Here is a 19,120-nt window from a genome sequence, read left to right as displayed (position 1 = left end):
AATACTTTTTCATTTAATTCTTTAACGTGGTGGTGGGGTAGAGGGATGGGTGGTCTTGTCCTAATTCTACCTTTTTAAGAAAAAAAAGGTCCACTGAAAGCTAAAATAGCAATGAGTGGACCTGCTTTTTATATATTATGGTAAAAAGAAATTCTCTTAAGGCGAAAAGTACTTGGTTTTCAGCGCATGAAGATGATGCAGTTCGTGACCAGCGGAAACATATGCAAGTGCGCGTGCTGAGAATGTAGATTTACCCATTTTACCGCAGTTCAGCCAGTTTTCATCTCTGACATTTTCACAGGTTGTGATCATCAGCTGACGAGTGTCCCAAAAATACTGAATCAACTCCTCAACCGGGATGGAATCGTATTCGAAATGACGAATAGACTTTTCACGATCGAAAGAAGGTAAGGAAGCTGAAAAGCCTCTGGTGATTCTGAATATGCGATAAAGCATATTGATTTCGTTATCAATCATGTGGCCAAGCACTTCTTTGGCATTCCATTTATCTTCAGCATACCGTGCCTGCCACTGGGAAGCAGGAACAGACTTGAGGAAGTCACTCGTCGTATTCTGATGTGATTTAAGTATTTCAATAAAGTTCCCATCAGGCACATGGTCAATATAGTGCTGGAAGGCCTGGGGATATTCATTCATGTCAGGTATATGCAACATATTTTACGCCCTTTCTTTTTCAAATTAAGATATTTGTACCATATAAAGGATCAATCAAGTATGACCGCTTTTCCCTGCTCACGCAATGTCTTTAAAGAGGTAAGCATATGATTTATTTGTTCATCGGAATGTCTTTCCCATGAACCTAATTCAGCAATAATCCTTAGAGATGATTTGGATCTGTAGGAGCGCGTCGGGTTTCCAGGAAACCTTTTGTCAGTAACGTTTGGATCATTTTCAAAATCACCGAGCGGCTCTACGATATAAATTCTTTCTTTTGAATTGGATGCTGCCAGCTCTGCACCCCATTTAGCTGCTTCAAGAGTTGCTGTGAAATAGATATGGTTGGATTTTTTGTCCTGATAGTTTGAAAGGTGCTGAGGTTCTAATAAGTCCCCAATTTTCAATTCAGCTTTTGTGCCATGAAAGAAAGGACCCTGATCCAAGACGTCTTTGTTATCGTGCATAAGTGGTCTGCCTCCTGTATTTTCGGCTTTGTCTACATCAGTATAGGGCAGTATTTTTGAAAAGAGTAGTCTGCAAATGTTAAAAAGAAAGTAGTATAATAAAGGTAGAGAGAAGAATGGGAGATGCGGCTTTGTTTTTACTCAGGTAAGTAACTGTCGCAAGGATCAGCACCATGCCAGCCGTCTGTGGAATAGTGAGGGCGTCACCAAGTAATAGAACACCAAAAAGTGAAGCAGTCACCGGTTCTACCATCGCAACCATTGAAGCAGTAGTGGCCGTTGTATGTCGGATTCCAAATACATACAGGATAAATGAAATCCCCCCGCCTAGCACGCCTATTAATATAAACCAGCCAATGTCTCCTGATGTTACTGCCTTTGCCAGCTGCTGCTGATCACTAATCAGAAACAAAATGATGCTAAAAGTGAAAAAGGCGATCGTCAATGACGTCTGTGGCTTTCCTGCATCAGAAGCATACTTAAAGCCGAAGATGAACATCGCATAGGAGAGTCCTGCAGCAAGACCTGCTGATGCACCGATCACACCTACAGAAAGTGAACCTAGATCATAAGCACCGGTAAGCATGATAATGCCGATCAGCACGCTGCCGATACAGCCCCACTTAAACCACGTGGAGCGCTCTATATGAAAGATAAAAGAGATTAACAGAACAAAGATGGGAGCAGTATACATTAATGTAGCTGCTACAGCCATACTTGAGTTCTCTATACTCAGAAAATAAAAAGTAAAGTTACCTGCAACGCCAACACCTGCAAGGATCGACCATGTTACAAGCTTCACTGACATGCCCCGGCTTTGCTTGAACCGCGAAAAAAACCAGATGGAGAAAAAGATCAGTCCAACAGCACCTCTGAAAAAGGAAATGACAGTTGCTTCCCATTCTTTTTCCATCAGGATATCGGCAATCCCACCACTAATTCCCCAGAGAACAGCTGCAATAATGATTAGCCACACACCTGAAAATTTCATGATTAGCCTCCTAGCAATCCGAAAACACGGGTTTAAATTACGAAAGTTTTACATAAATAAAACGAGTAAATTAATCCGTGTTGTTTTTACCACTTAAATGGTATTAGAGGTAATTCCTTCTAAGATCATTGGTTAAACATTGTATATTGAATTAAAATAAAATTTATGTTAAAGAAACGACAAAAGCTCATTTCCTCAGTGTTTCACTTGAGAAAATGAGCTTTTTTAACTAGAGAGTAGGATATAGACCCCAACAACAAGAACGAATCCTGCTGAAAAGAACAATGTTAAAGCGTATGTGTTCCGGTTTTTAAATTCATTCATACCGTTAATGACGAACGCAACGCCGACAGTCAGTAAGATATAGGGAGCTGTAACACTGACTTGATCTGTGATCATACCATAGGCGCATAGGAACATGCCGATCGCAATTAAAGTAAATTTGAGTATTTTCATTGAATGTTTCCTTTCAGGTCTAATCATTACACAATCAAAAATGCAACGAGGAACATAAATAATGTAGTGATGAGCAGGAGCTTGAAATACTCTTTCTTACCAGTTGCAGCCATCTCTGCCAGAGTGACAGCATTGGACAGTGCCAAAAAGAAGATCATACCCGATAGCATTGTATCTGTAACTCCGTTTGATGCATCCTGACTAAACAATGCGGAGAATGCCAGATAAATAATTTGTACGGAATAAAACAATGCAATCGCGTTAAAAAGAATCTTCAGTACCAGCAGATATTTGTTTCTGTTCTGCATGTTTTCCTGGAGTTTGCTGATCATATACTGCCTCCTTTTGCCTGCTGAGATTCCCGTTCAAGCTCAGCATCCGATTTGTAGTTTAATAACTTTGCAATATGTACGAACCCATAAATCAGCACAGCTGAAATTGTCCAGCTGATGACCTGTCTGAGCACGATGCCTTTATCGAAAGCTTCCACGCCGTAGTTCAGGATCAGCCACACTTTAATTGATGCCGGCAGAATCCCCTGAAAAGCAAAGCCGAGCGTTATCAACTTAAATATAAACAGGATTTTCTTTTGGTAGAATTCCTGTTTAAGAATATTCCGGTCTCTTCCCTGAAGTTCCATAACATCTGTAGCGAATAGCAGATAGAGCGGTTTATTGATGATGATGCTGAAAATGAGCAGGAGAGAAAGCGTAAAGCTGTAAATGACACTGTTCCAGAGCATTTGGATGGCTGATCCTGCCAAAACGTCTATCAGTGTACCAATTGCCAGCGTCACAATCATATAAATCCCTAAAAAGTTGACCTTCTTTAATACCATAAAACGAATTACACTATAGACTAAACCCGGAATTGTCGACACCAGCATGGCGTAGTAATCACCGATATATTCTCTTGAAGCATGCCAGATCACTAATGGAAAGACCGCGTAGCAGATCAAATCCCACAGCACGATATTTTTCTTCATGCTAAACCCTCTAAACTTAGGTGTGTAAGTGAATTAAATATGAAAATTAAGCAATGATTAAAGTTGAAAAGATACAAGACAATTCTAGCACAATTTTCCATCTGAGGATTACGTGTGATGAAAGTTCAATTAAAAGATTAGTTTATTGTGTTTCAATAGGTTAATGAATAGCTGACCTGAAGCGAATTGAAGTCAGATATCGTTTAGCCTGACAAAAACGGGGGTAATGATGAGAGGTATTCACAATCTAATATAAAAAATGCAGAAGTTCTGTTATCAAGGGAAGGCATGTGAGAAAGAGATGGACATTAGCAAGTATAAGGTTGAAAAGAATAAAAAATTGAAATTAAAAGATTATGATACGAAAGAAGATCATGGTATTGAGGAAAAAGAGCTTTCTGAAGAACGCCTGGCGGAAAGTATTGAAAAGCTGAAGGATTTGCATTGGCGCCTTCATGCTGAAGAGAAAAGAGGCATAGTGGTTGTATTACAGGCAATGGATGCTGCGGGTAAGGATGAGGCGATCAGCTATATTTTTTCTAATTTAACAGCACAGGGTTTGACGACGGCATCATTCCAAAAGCCTTCTGAAACGGAGCTTAAGCATGACTACCTATGGCGTATTCGTGAAGGCCTTCCAGCCAGAGGGCAAATCGGGATCCTGAACCGGTCACATTATGAAGAAGTGATATTTCCGAGAGTCCATAAAGATGAGCTGAAAGACGAGATGTATCCTGACGATATGAACAAGGATGAAGTATGGCCAATGCGTTTCCGACAGATTAATGATTTTGAACAGCACCTGTCGGAAAATGGTTTTGAGGTGATCAAATTCTTCTTTAACATGTCAAAAGAAGAACAAAGAGAGCGACTGCTTGAGCGCATGAAAGATCCCAAAAAGAACTGGGAGTTTTCTTTCAATGATGTAAAAGAACGACGACACTGGGATACATACCAGGAAGTTTTTGAAGATATGCTGAACCATACATCAACTGAGTTTGCCCCGTGGTATATCCTGCCGGCAGATGACGAGTTGTATTCCCGTTACATTATTACAGAAGTAATGGTTAATTGTCTGGAAAAAATAGATCCGCAATTCCCGGAGATTTCAGATGAAGATAAAAAGAAAATGGATGAAGCGATTAACGAACTGGAGAATGAAAAGAAATGATTAGACAACGAAAAGACTGTGCAGAGCAGTCTTTTTTTTGTGAAAAATGCTAGAGTGCTACATTGGAGCAATAGATAAATCTAATTCAATTCACATCCTTTTTCCGCAAATAACCTGCAATCTTCTCAATTAAAAACCACCCGAGCATAATCGCTAATACAGACAAAATAATAATACGTATAGATCCAATGGTTACATCAAAATTCTGCTCTGTAATTGAGAGCGTCGTATCCGAATATTTCGCAGTATATTGAAAGAACAGTGATTCGTCGCTGTATTGAAATATAGAAATAATGATTCCAATGACAATTCCGCTTATAAGAAGTATCCAGAATTTTTTCATTGTAATCCTCCTTAATTAGTCAGCTCTTACCTGACGTCTGTATAAAAAAATACTCAAAACTGCACTAATAACGATCGAAACTGCAACCTTTACATAGAAGTGGCTAACGAGTCCTTCTAGCACATATCCTCTTAACTTTTGGAATAATGTTGCCTCTGAAGTCCAGTCGATTACATATCCTATCCCAAGCATGCCGGGAAGGCTCAGTAATATGTAAAAAGCGATAAATGAAGAAGTAAACGTTTTAAGCTTCATATGATCCAATCCCCTAATCTGCTTGACATAAAAAGTAAAGGTGAATATGGTTAATTATACCACTTGTTAACCGTCAAATAAATTGAAGTTAGTTCGTTATATATTTATTCAAAAGAGGGAGGGATGCATAAGTGCCTTTTGATTTAGTAGCAATCATTTTTACATTTGTTGTCATGTTCCTGATTGGGTCCATTCTCAATATTCTTCTAAAGACAACCAGTAAACTGGACTGGAGTATGACGCTTCTTATTAGCCTGGGATTGGCTATTGTATTTGTAGGAATTCTTAATTCAAATTGAACCAAAGAAAAAAGTAAGAGCGAAAAGGTTAAATAAATACTTTTATCTAAAGATTTCAAGTTCTCCGTTTACAATCATTGAGCAAGGGAAATCCCTTAGAAATGAAATGACTGGGGGAGTTGGATGTTTTTTAATGATTGGGAAACGATAGGGAGAACGCTGCTGGTTGGTGTACTGGCTTACATAGGTTTGATCATGATCCTGCGGGTATCCGGTAAACGTACGCTTTCAAAAATGAATGCGTTTGATCTGATTGTAACTGTAGCGCTTGGTTCCACGCTTGCAACGATTCTCCTTAGTAAAGACGTTGCGCTCGCTGAGGGAATCACTGCATATTTTGTTCTGATCGCGATGCAGTACATCTTTACATGGCTATCAGTAAGGTCAGTTACGGTAAGTAAATTGATCAAGTCTCAGCCTGAATTGCTTTTTTATAATGGGGAATTTTACAGAGGTGCGATGAAGAAGTCACGCATCCTGGAGATAGAAATGTTGCAGGCAGCCCGTTCAAATGGTCTTAGTTCTTTTGAAGAAGTACTGGCCGTCGTGCTGGAAACAGATGGAAGTTTTTCTGTAGTGAAGAAAGAAGGTGGAGAGAGTGTTCAGTCCACATTACAAAACATTCAAAATTAAAGCATGTGACTCCACTTTAATCATTTTAAAAGTGGAGTTTTTCTCTGGTCTGAGATCACTCTACAATTACCAGCCCGAGCAGCGCAGCAAACTGAATCGCCTGTTGGGTGGAAACTTTACAACCCCTTAAGTCTTCTAGAGAAAGCATGAGTGAGTCAAAAGTGGAAGAACTTATATCAACCGCTTTGAGTGGAGTTCTTTCAAAATTCGTGCCGTTAAGATTACATACGTTAAATTCTACTTTCTTTAACACGCATTCATAGAAGTCTGAGCTTTCTAATAAAGCGTTTTGAAATTGGACTTTTTCAAGTTTGGAATTCCCGAACGCAGACAGATTCAGAATAGACTCTTCGATTAGCACGTTACCGAGACGTGAGTCCGTGAGGTCAGTGCCAACGAATTTGCAGTTGTTGAAGCTGGTTCGGTGGATCGAAGATTTGCTCAGATTGGCATTAGAAAAATCACAGTTTTCAAACTGAACGTCTGTCATGCTGATATGGCTAAAGTCGGTTCCGATAAAGCGGGAGTTCCTGATCATCATTCCGGACAGATTTACTCTGTGCAGCTCTTTATTTTCAAAATCAGCATCGTGTATCAGGCACTTGTCGAGCTCAGGATAATCCTCATTTAAAATATCGTTAAAATTTCTGATAGGTAGTTCACCTGGAATTTTAGGTTTTTCAATTTTCATGGAATGACCTCTTTCTATTAAACGGACTGAGGACGATTAATCCTTTTAATCTAAGTGTATGGAACAGTTGAATAAAAAAACAGTCTATATTTTTCAGGTTAGTTGTGTGCAAAGAATACGTGACCATTATACCCGCCAAAAAACCTCTCCCGCGACATAAGGAGAGGTCTGAGTGAAGACCGTTTAAAATAATACCCTCACTTTCACTAAATCCACAATGCTGCCATCATTCGCGCTTCTTGCATAGACCCATAGTTCTCCTGTTTGCGCCGAAGGGCTACGATCAAATTTCATCGGGATAGAGTATGATCCGAACGCGGGTCCGCCGGCAGATGTCTGGATCGGTGCTTCATTCGTTACGATCGTTCCTGAGTCATCAACAATTTTATACAGAATGGCACCTTCAAAAGCCCTTGCAAAGCCGGCGAGCATTGTACCCCGGCTGATTCTCGTAGCCGGCAACGGGCGAAAGACGACAATATTATTAGATGAAGGAAGTGGGATCAGCAGCCGGTAGCCCGGGAAGATGACATCCGGCGAGAGTCCAGGCCGCTGTGCATTTGCCTGTAGTAATTCAGACAGTGAAACTCCGAACATAGTGGCAATCCGATTAAGCGTATCTCCTGATTTCACCTGATAAACAAACGCCGGAACGAGAAGCATCTGATCAACAAAAATCAATCCTGGATCAGTCAGCTGCGTGTTAATCCCAAAAAGTAAATCGACAGTGGTGGAATAGCGCTGAGCGAGGCGATAGAGATTATTTCCCGGTGCGATGATATGATTCGTCTGGTTGGTCCCTGGTCTGGTCACGATAAGGACCTGCCCGGGGAAAATTAAACCTGGATCTGTAAATGGAGGATACAGTGCATTAGCAGATTCAATATCAGAAACGCTGCTCCCAAATCTTCGGGCGATCGAATACAGCGTATCCCCTGGCTGGACGGTGTAGACATGATGTGTACCACTAACGATGGGCATGTCATTTCACTCCTTCTCACATTAGATCCATATTCTTTTTAAGGTATTCATATTATTGCTGGATCGTTCCCTAAGTTAAAGACAATTTCCTCCCGATTTTATATGCATATGAAATCGTGTGGACCGCACCTGACACAGACAATATAGCGACCTTGACAGCTATGCTAGTACGTTATACTATATAGTGGTAGTAAGTATTAAATAGTACCGCTTGAATTAAAAAGATATCTAATATGCTTCATCCATAAAGGGAGGATCAAATGGACAATTTCAGGGAGATGCTGAAAGGCGTTCTTGAAGGCTGCGTGCTTGAGATCATCAGCCGTGGAGAAACTTACGGCTATGAAATTACTCAGCAGCTGCGTGAGCTTGGATTTACGGATGTGGTGGAAGGCACCGTTTATACGATCACGATGCGTCTTGAGAAAAATAATCTGGTCACAATCGAAAAAAAGCCTTCAACAATTGGACCGCCGAGAAAATTTTATACGCTTAATGAAGCAGGTCACGAATATCTGGAAAGCTTTTGGAGAAAATGGTCTTTCATCTCGGATAAAATGAATGAGGTTAAAAACCTGAAGAGAGAGGGAGGAGAAATGATATGAATATTTTCGAGAAGGTGGTTGGCAATCTGAATGATAAGCGTGAATGGAGAGCATTAGAAGAACGTAGTAAAGCACTTCCAGCTGAATACAAAAATGCATATGAAGCGATTAAAAAATATTTATGGATTGCTGGTGCACCGTCTGACTGGCAGGATACGAGACGTATTTTTGAAGGAATATTGGATTTATTTGAACAAGGCGCTGCTGAAGGCAGGAAGGTCACTGATCTCACTGGTGAAGATGTAGCTGCTTTTTGCGATGAATTGATTAAAGGTGAAAAAAGCTGGATAGATCTGCACCGTAAGAAGCTGAATGATCGGGTCAACCGCAACTGAGGATGAGAGTCAGAAATAATAGATACTAATAGCGTAGGAATAAGAGGCATGTGATGACTGAACATCACCTGTCTTTTTTTGTGTCTTTCTTTATATTCCAAATATATTTACATTGACTAAAATTTCCTTTGGATATATAGTTATATACAACACTATATAACCATAAAACATAAGGCGGTGATTTACGATTGAGCCACTCACTGAATGATAGTAAGCCGATCTTTATGCAGATCAAGGATCGGGTTGAAGACCAGATTGTGAATGATCAGCTGAAGGCAAATGATCAGATTCCATCAACTACCCAGCTTGTCAGCTTTTATAAAATTAATCATTTAACCGTCGCGAAGGGTATTAATCTGCTTGTAGATGCAGGCGTTATTTATAAAAAAAGGGGTGTTGGCATGTTTGTTGCAGAGGGGGCAAAAGAAATGCTGATTGAACAGAGGAAGAAGGGGTTTGTTGATCAATATATGTTACCTATGCTGCAGGAAGCAGAGAAGCTGGGCATATCTCAGGACGAATTAACAAAAATCATGAAACAGATGAAAGGACGGGGTGAACAGTGACGGCTGATATTCTGATTGACAAGGTTTCTGTTAAATATAAAAATTTCCATGCACTTGACAATGTCTCGCTGAATCTGGATAGAGAAAAGATCTATGGATTAATTGGCCGCAACGGTGCCGGGAAAACGACGCTTCTGTCACTGCTTGCTTCATTTGCAGAGCCGGATGAAGGGTCTATCCAAGTGAACGGACACCCTCTATTTGAAAATGCTGAACTGATGCAACAAGTGACATTTGTCTATGAGAAAGACCTCAAAGAAGAGTCAGAAAAAGTAAAAACCTACCTTAACGCAACAGCTGAATATAAGCCGAATTTTGATGCTGAATATGCGATGGAATTGGTTGAAACCTTTAATCTCCCACTGAATAAGCCAGTGTATAAGCTTTCAAAAGGGATGCAGTCTGTACTCAATGTAGTCATCGGGCTTGCTTCGCGCTCACCAATTACAATTTTCGATGAAGCATACTCCGGGATGGACGCACCGACACGCGAGATTTTTTATCAGCAGCTCCTGGAAGATCACGCACGTCATCCGAGAACAATAATTTTATCTACACACCTCGTATCTGAAATGGATTATCTATTTGAAGAAGCAGTGATTCTTCATAAGGGAAAAGTGCTTCTACATGAGCCTGTTGATGTTGTACTTGAAAAAGGAGCATCTGTCACTGGAGCTGCAGAAGTGGTAGATGAGTTTGTCAGCGGTATGAATCAGATTCACACACAAAAACTCGGCGGTACTAAGTCAGTGATGGTGATTGATCCGCTTAGTGAAGAGCAACAGGCCCGCGCCTCGCAATCTGGACTTGAAATCGGTCCTGTCTCACTTCAGGATCTATTTATTCATCTTACTAAGGAGGAGGGGCAGCATGGATCAAAGTAAACGCAAGGACTTAAAAATTGCTTTCGATATGACATTCATGCAGTTAGGCTGGTCAACGTGGATGATTGGAATTGTGCTGTTATTGTTCGTCGGGTTACAGGTTTTCACTGATTTTAAATTGGTATTAAATGATGAAGAAGCAGCTTTTCAGGGGTTCATTCACTTTATAGAAAATCCTTATAAAATTTTCATGCTGGTTGTCGGCATTCTGTCAGCACCAAAGTTTTTAAGCTGGTTTGTGAAAACGGGTGTCACGAGGAAAGATTATTTCACAGGCGCTGCCATTGCTTCGGCAGCACTATCGGCAATTTTTATGATCATTGCGCTCATCATAGCAGGAATAGAACAGCTGATTGCACCTGTTGATTTTGTGACATTTTTAGGTGAAGGCGCATCCTGGTTTCTGATCTTTATTGTCTATACATTAAATATCTTTGTATACTACCTTGCAGGATGGCTGATCGGAGCCGGGTATTATCGCTTTGACGGCTGGGGATTACTCTTTTATATTATCGGTGCACTTGTACTGATTTTTATGATGGACCTTCTCTGGTCTAATGAACTGGAGACACCACTGCACCGCTTGCTGTCGCTGCAGGCACCTGAAAACCTATCAATATTTATTTCATTCGGCATATCGTTTGTATTCATAGCGTTATCTCTGTGGGTGATTCGGGCGACAACGAAGAGGGTGAGGGTGAAGTTGTAGAGGCAGGTTGCGCAGAGTGATACGATTTACTTTGACTTTCGGACAATAAGCTCATAAAAAAACAGAAAGACCGCAAAACGCTTTTGAGCGCTTTCGGTCTTTCTGTGTGCGTGATTTATTCTAAGTTTGCATGTTTGCCATACATCGTATCAGAATCCAGTCCTTTTTTCTCCATAAAACGCAGAATCACTGCGTCAAAGAATAATAGAAGGGTTTGCTCGAAAAGGGATCCCATCGGCTGAATGGTTTCATATGCACTTTCCGATTGGTCTTTAGGAGAACCTGGCATTTTAATGACCTGGTCCGCGAGTTGTCCAATCGTTGAATCTGGGTTAATCGTGACGGCAATGACCATTCCGCCCAGACTTTTGGCCTTTTCAGCCATTGAGACTAAGCTTTTTGTTTCACCGGATCCGGAAGCGATGATCAGGATATCGTCATGTTCCAGGTTCGCTGTCACTGTCTCGCCAACTACATAAGCATCCAGCCCCATATGCATCATACGCATCACAAAGGATTTGCCCATGAGCCCTGATCTGCCGGCGCCTGCCACAAAGATTTTATTGGTGGCAATGAGCTGATTTACAAGCTGTTCAGCCTGCTCATCTGACAGTAAGTCTGCTGCGCGGCTTAACTCATCAAGAATGTCTTTGAAATAGTGAGTCGTCTGCGTCATAACAGATTACCCCTGTGTGATGAGTTCTTTCATTTTAGCAGCTGCAGCCTGCTTGTCGTCTTCTCCTGTAATGCCACCGCCAACGATGACAAGATCCGGCTGTGCTTTAATGACTTCCGGAAGTGTATCAAGCTTGATGCCGCCAGCAACAGCTGTTTTAGCATTTTTCACAACGCTTTTAATCGTTGCCAGGTCTTCAAATGAATTCTGGCCGGCTGCCTGCAGGTCATATCCAGTGTGAACACAGATATAATCTACACCAAGCTCATCCAGCTCTTTCGCACGAGTGGCAATATCTTTTACAGCAATCATATCAACAAGGATCTGCTTGCCCTGTTTTTTCGCTTCTTCAACGGCGCCTTTAATTGATGCGTCTTCAGCAGCGCCAAGAATTGTCACAATATCAGCACCTGCAGCAGATGCCTGACTTACTTCATAACCGGCTGCATCCATGATTTTCAGGTCAGCAAGTACAGTCAGTTCTGGGAACGCAGCCTTCATTTCTTTTACTGCTTTAAGTCCCTCGTTAATCACAACTGGTGTACCAATTTCTACTACGTCTACATGGTCTTCTACTTCCTTCACCAATTCAATGGCCTCTGGAATATTTACTAAATCTAATGCTAATTGTAATTTCATCGACAATCACTCCTAAACAGAATTTTGTGGTGTAAGGACTGATCATCCTTATTTCTTATCTTTTTGATGCACACTTATATTGCCGGCTTTTATAGTCAATATTGGCTCTACATGAAAAAGATGTTTCTCGTGAAGACCCTCAATATTTAAGCCGTTTTCGTAGTCTAATCCTAATCAGCCACATTATCAAACAAAGTGACTTATGCTATGTGCTGCCTTTATTTAAATGATCAGCTTCGTTTTTTACAGGCGACAATCACCCGTTTAACCATTTTCACACCGGGTAGATATCTACATATATCCTTTGAATCATCAACTATCTGAAAGAGGTGTTTGATCATGAAAAATGACTTAACAATACAGCATAAACTCGGTCTCGGAACCGCGCCGCTTGGCAATATGTTCAGAGATGTACCTGAAGAAGAAGCGCGGGAGACGATTCAATCTGCATGGGATGAAGGCATCCGTTATTTCGATACAGCACCGTTTTATGGAGCGGGATTAGCAGAGATCAGACTTGGAGAGGTTTTGTCATCTTATAAGCGGGATGATTATCTACTAAGCACGAAGATAGGCAGGCTTGTGCTGGATGAAACAGAAGAAAAAGAAGGGCTGTTTGAGTATGGCCGTAAGAATAAGATCCAGACAGACTATACAGAAGAAGGCACGCTTAAATCGATTGAAGACAGTCTGAAGCGTCTGAAAACGGATCGACTGGATATGGTGTATGTGCACGATATTTCACCTGACTTTCTGGGAGATGAGTGGATCACGAAGTTTGATGAAGCGCGACATGGTGCGTTCAAGGTGCTGGATCGCCTGAGAGATGAAGGTGTGATTAAAGCGTGGGGGCTTGGCGTTAATACGACGACTCCGATTGAAGTGGCACTTGAACTTGAAGAAGCACATCCTGATTTAAGTTTATCAGCTACTCAATACACGCTGCTTCAGCATGACCGTGCACTTGAGCGGATGATGCCGCTTGCGGAGAAGAGTGGAGGCGGACTTGTGATCGGCTCAGCATTTAACTCTGGTGCATTGCTGGGAGGAGATCACTTTGATTATCAGGAAATTACACCTGAGATTAAAGCACGTGTCGATAAATTCAATGAAGTCGCACTTAATCACGGGGTGAAGCTTAAGGATGCTGCGCTTCAGTTTTCAACTGCACATCCAGCAGTGAAAGCAGTGGTGACAGGGTCTACAAGGCCTGAACGCATTAAGGAAGATCTGCAGGCACTGAAAGCGGACATTCCGGCTGGTTTTTGGGATGAGTTAGTGGAAAAAGGACTCGTTTCAGCTAGAGCGGTTTTACCGGGGAAATAGTAGAATAAGATATGAAAGGGTTCCGGTATTGTGACCGGGGCTCTTTTTAGGTTGAAGTATCAAAAGCGAGTTGTAAAAATGTTTATATTTGTCGGTGGAGAGAAGGAATATATGGAATTTTAGAGAACTCTAACAGTGTATGGTCGAAAATGAATTTCTCCAGGTAGCGCAATTCACATCAAAATGATAGTGAAGGAGAGAGTATAATTGAAAGCATCATTTATACTCCGTCTTAGAGCTTTTTTGCTGGATTATGTCCTCATAATCTTTTATTTAATTGCACTATTGCTCTTAAGCTTGTTCGTTATACCTGATCTGCAGCACTTTTTTAATGGAGCATCTCTGTTTATGAGACAATTTGCAGGCTTTATGCTCGTGACTTTCCCAGTGTCTCTTTACTTCATTCTCAGTGATTCAAAAATCGGCCGTCAGTCTTTTGGGAAAAAGAAGTTAAGGATACAGGTAGTAGATATAAATGGAAAATCCGTATCAGTCTTACGTATGACATTTAGAACATTCCTTAAGTTTTTGCCATGGGAGCTCTCACATTTTTTTGTCTATCAAATCACTGCCGGTAATGATAATACAGCTTTTTTAATTGTATTCGGTGCATTGATTTATGGACTGATGTTGCTGTATATCCTGACAGCTGTTTTTACGAAAGACAGGCAATCAGTCTATGACACGATTGCGAAAACAAAAGTAATAAAAGTTTGATAAGAGGAGGAGTTATAATGAGTAAATATAGCCTGTTCGGCAAGTTCATAGTGCAGGAAGGGAAGCGGGATTTGCTGGCTGACATTCTATTAGAGGCGGCTGAATCAATGAAAGATCTTGATGAGTGCGAAGTCTACCTTGTGAGTATGTCTGAAAATGAGCCGGATGCAGTATACGTATATGAAACATGGGATAATGAAGAGGCTCATCAGGCTTCATTATCACTTGAAGCGACCCAGACGCTGATCAGTCGTGCAAAACCAATCATAGCTGGCATGGAAAGAATTAGTACACTTAAGACTGTGGGTGGGAAAGGAGTTTGAGTTGGATTGTTCCCTGTGATAAGAAACAATCACAACACAATTTATCCCACTTATAATAGTAAAAGGAATTGTGTTAACATTGTGTTCAGTACAGGGAAAGCATAAAAGGAGCCAACTCGCTTATGGGACAAATTTTACTCGGACTGCTTCTAGTATTCTTTAAAACAAATATCAATTTCTTAGATATCGGTATTGCATATTATTTAACTAACCTGATTGGATATATCCTGGTGTTTTTCGGCGTGAGAGCGTTAGGGAGGAAATATGAAAGCATCGAAAAGGTTCAACCATTAGTCGTCTTCATGATTTTTCATAGTCTTTCATTTCTCATTCTAAATGCTTCCGGAAACTCACCTTTAACACTTCCTCTCGATACATATTTGGCCATTATATCTTATGTGGGACTGGGCTTTGTCATCGCAGGGATGTTTATGGTATTCGTCATTACCTCCCGCCTGCTTGAAGGATTGGAGAATGAACAAGGCGAGACACCTCATACAAGAAGATTAAAAAGACTGTGCGCAGGGATGATGACTACATACGTTCTGGCAGGAATGTTTTATTTCCTTTTTTCAATGGTCCCGGAAATTACGCAAATATTAATGGGTGTTCTAATGCTTTTGAAGATTATATTCTTAGTAGAGTTTTATCATATTTTCCTGAAAAGTGAAGCTGGAGTAATTGAGGAAAGATAGAGGCGGGTCAACCAGCTTCTACCTTTCCATTTATTTGTTATAATAAAAGTGAACAAATCTTTTTAATCAAAGGAGAGATAACGATGAGTAAAAGCAGAGCTAAAAAACGGCGGCAGCATGCGGTAAGGAATGGTGCATTTGATGTGGAAATAAAGCGCGGTACACAGACTGACATCAGCACACATGTGAGAAAAACGAAGACAAAAAAGGAGAAGATTGAGCAGCTGAATCATAAGCATAACAAATCAACATCAGGGTGGAGGGTAGAAAAAGCTGCCTGATGGAATAAGGAGAATGAGGAAAGCAGATCCTGTCAGTGCTGAGCATTGATGGGATCTGCTTTTCTATTAGAAAAATTAGTTATTTCACGTTTATTTTCTTCGGCTCAACATTCCGTCAGAGCAGTTTTTGGAATTGCTTCATTTCCAGTGTCATGAACAGCTATTAATCGTTTAATCAGCTCTGTTGCGCCTGATATACTTCCTCGAAAGGCTGAACAACAACAAATCCATTCCCTTCAAACTTCATCTGCACGGACTCTCCGCTGCCTCGCCCGAATAAGCTTTTCAGCTGAATATCCGTTACAAACTCAGGCTCAAGGTTACCGGACCATGCAACGGTTGCATTTGGGTCTGTGAATACAGGCCTGCCAGGTGTAACGAGTAACGTGAGCGGTTCATAGTGGGATGTGAAAGCAACAAGTCCATTGCCCTCCAGACGGACATTGAACAGACCGCCTGCCATCATACCGGCCACACGGCGCATGAGTTTGATATCCCAATCAAGCCCATCCTGAAAAGCGAGCAGGTCATTTCCGTTAATAAAGATACTTTCGCCTTCCAGATCCAAAACGGTGATTTTCTTACCCATATCAGCTATATAAAGTTTCCCCTGTCCATTTGCCTTCATCAGCTGGGCGCCTTCACCACTAAATGCTTTCTTCATAAACTTACCCAGTCCGTGTTCAAGCATACCTTCACGTTCAAACTTAATCTTACCTTCATAAGAGATCATTGATCCTGCCTTTGCCCAGACCTGCCCATTCAGGTTCACTTCCAGCATACGATCGGTCTCAAGCTCAAAAAAATCACGCGCGCTTTCTTCCTGCTTTGTATTCTGTACAAATTGCTTGATGGAGTACTTTGACATTGAAATTCCTCCTTGGTTTGGATATTAGTCTATACGTTTGATTTGGGAAATGGTTTCGTTTGTTGTGGTGTACTGTTGCTATTAGGATGGCTTACTATGTCACTGTGGGGACGGAGGTTAGAGTGACATGAAATGTGCACGTCGGGGACAGGCTTGAAATACTTAACGTCAACTCTGTCCCAGACGTGCACATATGACGACAATTTCACCTCCGTCCCCAAAAAGTTAAGCGGTTTTTAAGAGGAATTGATTGTGTGCAGCGAGAATTTATAATAAATGGATGCTGAGAAAAGTGAAATCAGATAATAGGAGTTGTTTCTATGAGAATCGAAGATATTTTTACCGAATTACCAGTACTCGAAACAGAACGTCTTATATTGAGGAAATTAACGCCAGAAGATCTTGATGATATGTATCATTACGGCTCAAATGATGAAGTAACGAGATACGTTACGTGGAATACTCACAGGACATTATCCGACACTAAAGAGTTTGTTGAATTTGTCTTGAATCAATATCGAAATCATAAGGTTGCACCGTGGGGAATTGAGTACAAGGAAAACGGCAAGCTGATTGGAACCGTTGATTTTGTTTCCTGGCAGCCAAAAAATCACACAGCTGAGATTGGGTATGTCATTTCGCAGGATTACTGGGGCAAAGGGATTGCAACAGAGGCAGCGAAAAAAATCATCGAATTTGGCTTTGAAAATATGGATCTCGTCCGAATTCAGGCAAGATGTTTCCCAGAGAATGAAGGGTCAGAGAAAGTGATGCAAAAAGCGGGCATGTTGTTTGAAGGGGTTTTAAGGAAAAGCTTATTTATCAAAGGGAAGCACTGGGATGGAAAGGTGTATTCGATTTTGAGAGAGGAATTTACTTCTTCGTGAAGAACAAGGGAGAGGTACGAATGAGAAAATGGTATGGCACAGCTGCAGTTTGTTTGAATGAAAATAATGAAGTGCTAATGGTGAAAAGTCATGACTCGGATGCATGGGCGGTTCCTTCAGGTGGGATTGAAGAGGGTGAAACACCGGAGGAATGCTGTGTGAGAGAGGTGATGGAAGAGACGGGATATGAAGTTAAAATAACAGATCACCTGTTTATGAAGGAAACAATGATTAAAGGGATAGAAGTAAAAACCCATTATTTTAAGGTAGACAAAATCGGAAAAAGCAGAGGGATTGACGATCCTGACAAGATCATAGAATTAGCAGAGTGGATGTCGTTATCTCATGTAGAGGATATGAAACACGTCTACCCGGAGGATAAGAAGTTTTTGCTCGAAGTGATGAAAAGTTGAAACGAATTATTCTAGTTTTATATAAAGCACCTGCTTTTACATACTGTAATCGGAGTTCGAACTCTGGGGACGGAGGTTAGATTTACACGAAGTGTGCACTGCAGGGACAGATTTGAGATATTGAAACAACCTCTGTCCCTGCAGTGTGCATTTCATCGCACTTTAACCTCCGTCCCAGTATGTACATGCCGCTCAAACCTGCCAAAAATCCACCTGTAGATTAAATAGTAAGGAACACCTAAACCTATCCCGAATGTAATATAAATAATTCCCTGCACGACGCCATCCTTGGGCATGAACATACTATAATAGTATGAGAGAATGCTTCCTGTCAGCAGGATGTAGATTATCTTTAGAAACCTCAATTGTTTCATCACTCTTTCGTGGTTACTGATTATGATTTAAAAGCATCTTCTTAATCACTCTGATCTGCCCGCGGTGATTGATTTCATCTTCCATGACGTGATACCAGAACCAGTATTTATTATAGGCTACACCGTTTTCCCATTCACCTTCTTCAAACAGCCATTCTTCATTTTTGGATGCAAGAATGCTTAAAGTCTTTTTCCTAGTCTCTTCAAGTATATCTATGTAATGTTCCAGTGGCTGGTTTTTGATTTCATTGGTAGCTTCAGGATCAAGAAGCAATGCAGTTTTCCATTCAGATAACTCTTCTTCGTTAAAGTCTCTGTTTTCATGTGTGATCAGTTGGTAAACGAATTCTACTGAAGCAATGTGCATCAACAGTGCCGCAATTGAATTCGCACCATCATAGGCAATGAAATCAAGGTCTGACTGACTCAAATCTTTAATATCTTCAAGCAGCACCCCTCGTGAATACTCCAGCATAGAAACAAGCTCACCAACTTTTCCTTCAAATCCGTTTCTTTGTTTAATTCTACAATCCATATAAATCCCTCCTGTATATCAGCACATACATAATATTACCAGTAAATAAATGGAGAACAAGACTAATATTGAAAGTATAAATGATATAGTTTAGTAATATATATTTAGAGATTGAAATTGTATTTCCCGTGACACTATAAATGAAATAAGGTATAGTGGACTTACTAAATTAAAGGAGGGTTGTTAAAAATGTATTCAGTGAGACTACGCCAGCAAACTTTGAACAATCAGTAATTTCATATGTTCAAAGGCTCTGTTTTCATAAGCAGGGTAAACGGGAGAAGTCTGCACATTTTTAATAACCTTCAACGGATCAGTTTTTTGACGATGAAGAAAGGCA

General features: G+C 40.8%; 29 protein-coding genes. 15 read left to right on the top strand and 14 right to left on the bottom strand.

The genetic code is table 11. From position 1 onward, the window contains the following. Window positions 1-156 precede the first annotated feature (156 nt). The 6 genes from E2626_RS11485 to E2626_RS11460 form a co-directional block, all read right to left on the bottom strand. On the bottom strand, window positions 157-675 hold the full coding sequence (locus E2626_RS11485) for a DinB family protein (protein ID WP_134381909.1): 519 nt from the start codon (window positions 673-675) through the stop codon (window positions 157-159). 50 nt (window positions 676-725) lie between these two features. Next, window positions 726-1,142: an NAD(+)--rifampin ADP-ribosyltransferase gene (gene arr / locus E2626_RS11480; protein ID WP_134381908.1), complete on the bottom strand. Its 417-nt coding sequence runs from the start codon at window positions 1,140-1,142 to the stop codon at window positions 726-728. Window positions 1,143-1,221: 79 nt separating this feature from the next. Beyond that, window positions 1,222-2,133, bottom strand: a complete 912-nt coding sequence (locus E2626_RS11475) for a DMT family transporter (protein WP_134381907.1) — start codon at window positions 2,131-2,133, stop codon at window positions 1,222-1,224. Window positions 2,134-2,358: 225 nt separating this feature from the next. Then, on the bottom strand, window positions 2,359-2,589 hold the full coding sequence (locus E2626_RS11470; RefSeq protein WP_134381906.1) for a hypothetical protein: 231 nt from the start codon (window positions 2,587-2,589) through the stop codon (window positions 2,359-2,361). 26 nt (window positions 2,590-2,615) lie between these two features. Next, complete coding sequence (locus tag E2626_RS11465) at window positions 2,616-2,921, bottom strand: hypothetical protein (protein ID WP_134381905.1); 306 nt, start codon at window positions 2,919-2,921, stop codon at window positions 2,616-2,618. Next, complete coding sequence (locus E2626_RS11460; RefSeq protein ID WP_134381904.1) at window positions 2,918-3,574, bottom strand: VC0807 family protein; 657 nt, start codon at window positions 3,572-3,574, stop codon at window positions 2,918-2,920. Before E2626_RS11460 ends, E2626_RS11465 begins: the two co-directional genes overlap by 4 nt. Before the next feature lie 301 nt (window positions 3,575-3,875). On the opposite strand from E2626_RS11460, the gene E2626_RS11455 reads away from it, so the two are divergent. Next, window positions 3,876-4,745 (top strand): PPK2 family polyphosphate kinase, encoded by an 870-nt coding sequence (locus E2626_RS11455; protein ID WP_134381903.1) that lies wholly within the window; start codon window positions 3,876-3,878, stop codon window positions 4,743-4,745. 85 nt (window positions 4,746-4,830) lie between these two features. On the opposite strand, the gene E2626_RS11450 is transcribed toward E2626_RS11455, so the two are convergent. After that, window positions 4,831-5,088, bottom strand: a complete 258-nt coding sequence (locus E2626_RS11450) for a hypothetical protein (RefSeq protein ID WP_134381902.1) — start codon at window positions 5,086-5,088, stop codon at window positions 4,831-4,833. A gap of 15 nt (window positions 5,089-5,103) precedes the next feature. Next, window positions 5,104-5,343, bottom strand: a complete 240-nt coding sequence (locus tag E2626_RS11445) for a hypothetical protein (protein WP_134381901.1) — start codon at window positions 5,341-5,343, stop codon at window positions 5,104-5,106. 131 nt (window positions 5,344-5,474) lie between these two features. Here E2626_RS11445 and E2626_RS17210 point away from each other — a divergent pair, with 131 nt between their 5' ends. Together E2626_RS17210 and E2626_RS11440 are read left to right on the top strand one after the other, a co-directional pair. Continuing rightward, window positions 5,475-5,642, top strand: a complete 168-nt coding sequence (locus E2626_RS17210) for a hypothetical protein (RefSeq protein WP_166786796.1) — start codon at window positions 5,475-5,477, stop codon at window positions 5,640-5,642. Between the two features lie 123 nt (window positions 5,643-5,765). After that, a complete protein-coding gene (locus E2626_RS11440) occupies window positions 5,766-6,275 on the top strand; it encodes a DUF421 domain-containing protein (RefSeq protein ID WP_134381900.1) in 510 nt (169 codons plus the stop codon). A 55-nt stretch (window positions 6,276-6,330) separates the two neighbouring features. Here the strand turns inward: E2626_RS11440 and E2626_RS11435 are convergent, their stop codons facing one another. Beyond that, window positions 6,331-6,966 carry a pentapeptide repeat-containing protein gene (locus tag E2626_RS11435; RefSeq protein ID WP_134381899.1) on the bottom strand — a complete coding sequence of 212 codons (636 nt, stop codon included), beginning with the start codon at window positions 6,964-6,966 and terminating at the stop codon, window positions 6,331-6,333. Window positions 6,967-7,149: 183 nt separating this feature from the next. Continuing rightward, window positions 7,150-7,947 (bottom strand): LysM peptidoglycan-binding domain-containing protein, encoded by a 798-nt coding sequence (locus E2626_RS11430; RefSeq protein WP_134381898.1) that lies wholly within the window; start codon window positions 7,945-7,947, stop codon window positions 7,150-7,152. A gap of 260 nt (window positions 7,948-8,207) precedes the next feature. Here E2626_RS11430 and E2626_RS11425 point away from each other — a divergent pair, with 260 nt between their 5' ends. The 5 genes from E2626_RS11425 (at window position 8,208) to E2626_RS11405 (ending at window position 11,046) form a co-directional block, all read left to right on the top strand. Then, window positions 8,208-8,552 carry a PadR family transcriptional regulator gene (locus E2626_RS11425; RefSeq protein ID WP_134381897.1) on the top strand — a complete coding sequence of 115 codons (345 nt, stop codon included), beginning with the start codon at window positions 8,208-8,210 and terminating at the stop codon, window positions 8,550-8,552. Beyond that, window positions 8,549-8,887, top strand: a complete 339-nt coding sequence (locus E2626_RS11420; protein WP_134381896.1) for a DUF1048 domain-containing protein — start codon at window positions 8,549-8,551, stop codon at window positions 8,885-8,887. Before E2626_RS11425 ends, E2626_RS11420 begins: the two co-directional genes overlap by 4 nt. Window positions 8,888-9,075: 188 nt before the next feature. Continuing rightward, complete coding sequence (locus E2626_RS11415; RefSeq protein ID WP_134381895.1) at window positions 9,076-9,453, top strand: GntR family transcriptional regulator; 378 nt, start codon at window positions 9,076-9,078, stop codon at window positions 9,451-9,453. Beyond that, window positions 9,450-10,337 carry an ATP-binding cassette domain-containing protein gene (locus E2626_RS11410; RefSeq protein ID WP_134381894.1) on the top strand — a complete coding sequence of 296 codons (888 nt, stop codon included), beginning with the start codon at window positions 9,450-9,452 and terminating at the stop codon, window positions 10,335-10,337. Before E2626_RS11415 ends, E2626_RS11410 begins: the two co-directional genes overlap by 4 nt. Next, on the top strand, window positions 10,324-11,046 hold the full coding sequence (locus tag E2626_RS11405; protein WP_134381893.1) for a hypothetical protein: 723 nt from the start codon (window positions 10,324-10,326) through the stop codon (window positions 11,044-11,046). Before E2626_RS11410 ends, E2626_RS11405 begins: the two co-directional genes overlap by 14 nt. Before the next feature lie 115 nt (window positions 11,047-11,161). Here the strand turns inward: E2626_RS11405 and hxlB are convergent, their stop codons facing one another. Continuing rightward, window positions 11,162-11,722, bottom strand: coding sequence for a 6-phospho-3-hexuloisomerase (hxlB, locus tag E2626_RS11400; RefSeq protein ID WP_134381892.1), 561 nt, complete (start codon window positions 11,720-11,722; stop codon window positions 11,162-11,164). A gap of 6 nt (window positions 11,723-11,728) precedes the next feature. After that, a complete protein-coding gene (gene hxlA / locus E2626_RS11395) occupies window positions 11,729-12,361 on the bottom strand; it encodes a 3-hexulose-6-phosphate synthase (RefSeq protein WP_134381891.1) in 633 nt (210 codons plus the stop codon). A gap of 339 nt (window positions 12,362-12,700) precedes the next feature. Between hxlA and E2626_RS11390 the strand changes: the two genes are divergently transcribed. From E2626_RS11390 to E2626_RS11370, 5 genes are all read left to right on the top strand, one after another. Then, window positions 12,701-13,687 carry an aldo/keto reductase gene (locus E2626_RS11390; protein ID WP_134381890.1) on the top strand — a complete coding sequence of 329 codons (987 nt, stop codon included), beginning with the start codon at window positions 12,701-12,703 and terminating at the stop codon, window positions 13,685-13,687. Window positions 13,688-13,894: 207 nt separating this feature from the next. Further along, window positions 13,895-14,404 (top strand): RDD family protein, encoded by a 510-nt coding sequence (locus E2626_RS11385; protein WP_134381889.1) that lies wholly within the window; start codon window positions 13,895-13,897, stop codon window positions 14,402-14,404. 17 nt (window positions 14,405-14,421) lie between these two features. Then, window positions 14,422-14,727 (top strand): putative quinol monooxygenase, encoded by a 306-nt coding sequence (locus E2626_RS11380; RefSeq protein ID WP_134381888.1) that lies wholly within the window; start codon window positions 14,422-14,424, stop codon window positions 14,725-14,727. Between the two features lie 122 nt (window positions 14,728-14,849). Beyond that, entirely contained in the window at window positions 14,850-15,422 is a 573-nt protein-coding gene (locus E2626_RS11375; RefSeq protein WP_134381887.1) for a hypothetical protein, read from the top strand. Window positions 15,423-15,505: 83 nt separating this feature from the next. Continuing rightward, complete coding sequence (locus tag E2626_RS11370) at window positions 15,506-15,703, top strand: hypothetical protein (RefSeq protein ID WP_134381886.1); 198 nt, start codon at window positions 15,506-15,508, stop codon at window positions 15,701-15,703. A gap of 175 nt (window positions 15,704-15,878) precedes the next feature. Here E2626_RS11370 and E2626_RS11365 read toward each other — a convergent pair whose 3' ends face one another. Next, window positions 15,879-16,571: an AIM24 family protein gene (locus E2626_RS11365; RefSeq protein ID WP_134381885.1), complete on the bottom strand. Its 693-nt coding sequence runs from the start codon at window positions 16,569-16,571 to the stop codon at window positions 15,879-15,881. Between the two features lie 320 nt (window positions 16,572-16,891). Here E2626_RS11365 and E2626_RS11360 point away from each other — a divergent pair, with 320 nt between their 5' ends. Next, window positions 16,892-17,458: a GNAT family N-acetyltransferase gene (locus E2626_RS11360; RefSeq protein ID WP_134381884.1), complete on the top strand. Its 567-nt coding sequence runs from the start codon at window positions 16,892-16,894 to the stop codon at window positions 17,456-17,458. A 20-nt stretch (window positions 17,459-17,478) separates the two neighbouring features. Beyond that, window positions 17,479-17,871, top strand: coding sequence for an NUDIX hydrolase (locus E2626_RS11355; protein WP_134381883.1), 393 nt, complete (start codon window positions 17,479-17,481; stop codon window positions 17,869-17,871). 387 nt (window positions 17,872-18,258) lie between these two features. On the opposite strand, the gene E2626_RS11350 is transcribed toward E2626_RS11355, so the two are convergent. After that, window positions 18,259-18,780: a DinB family protein gene (locus E2626_RS11350; RefSeq protein ID WP_134381882.1), complete on the bottom strand. Its 522-nt coding sequence runs from the start codon at window positions 18,778-18,780 to the stop codon at window positions 18,259-18,261. Window positions 18,781-19,120 lie beyond the last annotated feature (340 nt).

The sequence above is a fragment of the Jeotgalibacillus salarius genome (genome assembly GCF_004405125.1).
Taxonomy (GTDB): Bacteria; Bacillota; Bacilli; order Bacillales; family Jeotgalibacillaceae; genus Jeotgalibacillus; species Jeotgalibacillus salarius.
This window is presented reverse-complemented; position numbering and strand designations above follow the sequence as displayed.

Excerpts from the sequence above, each read along its gene's own strand:
- E2626_RS11485 (WP_134381909.1), bottom strand. The coding sequence starts at position 675 with ATGTTGCATATACCTGACATGAATGAATATCCCCAGGCCTTCCAGCAC.
- arr (WP_134381908.1), bottom strand. The coding sequence starts at position 1,142 with ATGCACGATAACAAAGACGTCTTGGATCAGGGTCCTTTCTTTCATGGC.
- E2626_RS11475 (WP_134381907.1), bottom strand. The coding sequence starts at position 2,133 with ATGAAATTTTCAGGTGTGTGGCTAATCATTATTGCAGCTGTTCTCTGG.
- E2626_RS11470 (WP_134381906.1), bottom strand. The coding sequence starts at position 2,589 with ATGAAAATACTCAAATTTACTTTAATTGCGATCGGCATGTTCCTATGC.
- E2626_RS11465 (WP_134381905.1), bottom strand. The coding sequence starts at position 2,921 with ATGATCAGCAAACTCCAGGAAAACATGCAGAACAGAAACAAATATCTG.
- E2626_RS11460 (WP_134381904.1), bottom strand. The coding sequence starts at position 3,574 with ATGAAGAAAAATATCGTGCTGTGGGATTTGATCTGCTACGCGGTCTTT.
- E2626_RS11455 (WP_134381903.1), top strand. The coding sequence starts at position 3,876 with ATGGACATTAGCAAGTATAAGGTTGAAAAGAATAAAAAATTGAAATTA.
- E2626_RS11450 (WP_134381902.1), bottom strand. The coding sequence starts at position 5,088 with ATGAAAAAATTCTGGATACTTCTTATAAGCGGAATTGTCATTGGAATC.
- E2626_RS11445 (WP_134381901.1), bottom strand. The coding sequence starts at position 5,343 with ATGAAGCTTAAAACGTTTACTTCTTCATTTATCGCTTTTTACATATTA.
- E2626_RS11440 (WP_134381900.1), top strand. The coding sequence starts at position 5,766 with ATGTTTTTTAATGATTGGGAAACGATAGGGAGAACGCTGCTGGTTGGT.
- E2626_RS11435 (WP_134381899.1), bottom strand. The coding sequence starts at position 6,966 with ATGAAAATTGAAAAACCTAAAATTCCAGGTGAACTACCTATCAGAAAT.
- E2626_RS11430 (WP_134381898.1), bottom strand. The coding sequence starts at position 7,947 with ATGCCCATCGTTAGTGGTACACATCATGTCTACACCGTCCAGCCAGGG.
- E2626_RS11425 (WP_134381897.1), top strand. The coding sequence starts at position 8,208 with ATGGACAATTTCAGGGAGATGCTGAAAGGCGTTCTTGAAGGCTGCGTG.
- E2626_RS11420 (WP_134381896.1), top strand. The coding sequence starts at position 8,549 with ATGAATATTTTCGAGAAGGTGGTTGGCAATCTGAATGATAAGCGTGAA.
- E2626_RS11405 (WP_134381893.1), top strand. The coding sequence starts at position 10,324 with ATGGATCAAAGTAAACGCAAGGACTTAAAAATTGCTTTCGATATGACA.
- hxlB (WP_134381892.1), bottom strand. The coding sequence starts at position 11,722 with ATGACGCAGACGACTCACTATTTCAAAGACATTCTTGATGAGTTAAGC.
- hxlA (WP_134381891.1), bottom strand. The coding sequence starts at position 12,361 with ATGAAATTACAATTAGCATTAGATTTAGTAAATATTCCAGAGGCCATT.
- E2626_RS11390 (WP_134381890.1), top strand. The coding sequence starts at position 12,701 with ATGAAAAATGACTTAACAATACAGCATAAACTCGGTCTCGGAACCGCG.
- E2626_RS11380 (WP_134381888.1), top strand. The coding sequence starts at position 14,422 with ATGAGTAAATATAGCCTGTTCGGCAAGTTCATAGTGCAGGAAGGGAAG.
- E2626_RS11375 (WP_134381887.1), top strand. The coding sequence starts at position 14,850 with ATGGGACAAATTTTACTCGGACTGCTTCTAGTATTCTTTAAAACAAAT.
- E2626_RS11370 (WP_134381886.1), top strand. The coding sequence starts at position 15,506 with ATGAGTAAAAGCAGAGCTAAAAAACGGCGGCAGCATGCGGTAAGGAAT.
- E2626_RS11365 (WP_134381885.1), bottom strand. The coding sequence starts at position 16,571 with ATGTCAAAGTACTCCATCAAGCAATTTGTACAGAATACAAAGCAGGAA.
- E2626_RS11360 (WP_134381884.1), top strand. The coding sequence starts at position 16,892 with ATGAGAATCGAAGATATTTTTACCGAATTACCAGTACTCGAAACAGAA.
- E2626_RS11355 (WP_134381883.1), top strand. The coding sequence starts at position 17,479 with ATGAGAAAATGGTATGGCACAGCTGCAGTTTGTTTGAATGAAAATAAT.
- E2626_RS11350 (WP_134381882.1), bottom strand. The coding sequence starts at position 18,780 with ATGGATTGTAGAATTAAACAAAGAAACGGATTTGAAGGAAAAGTTGGT.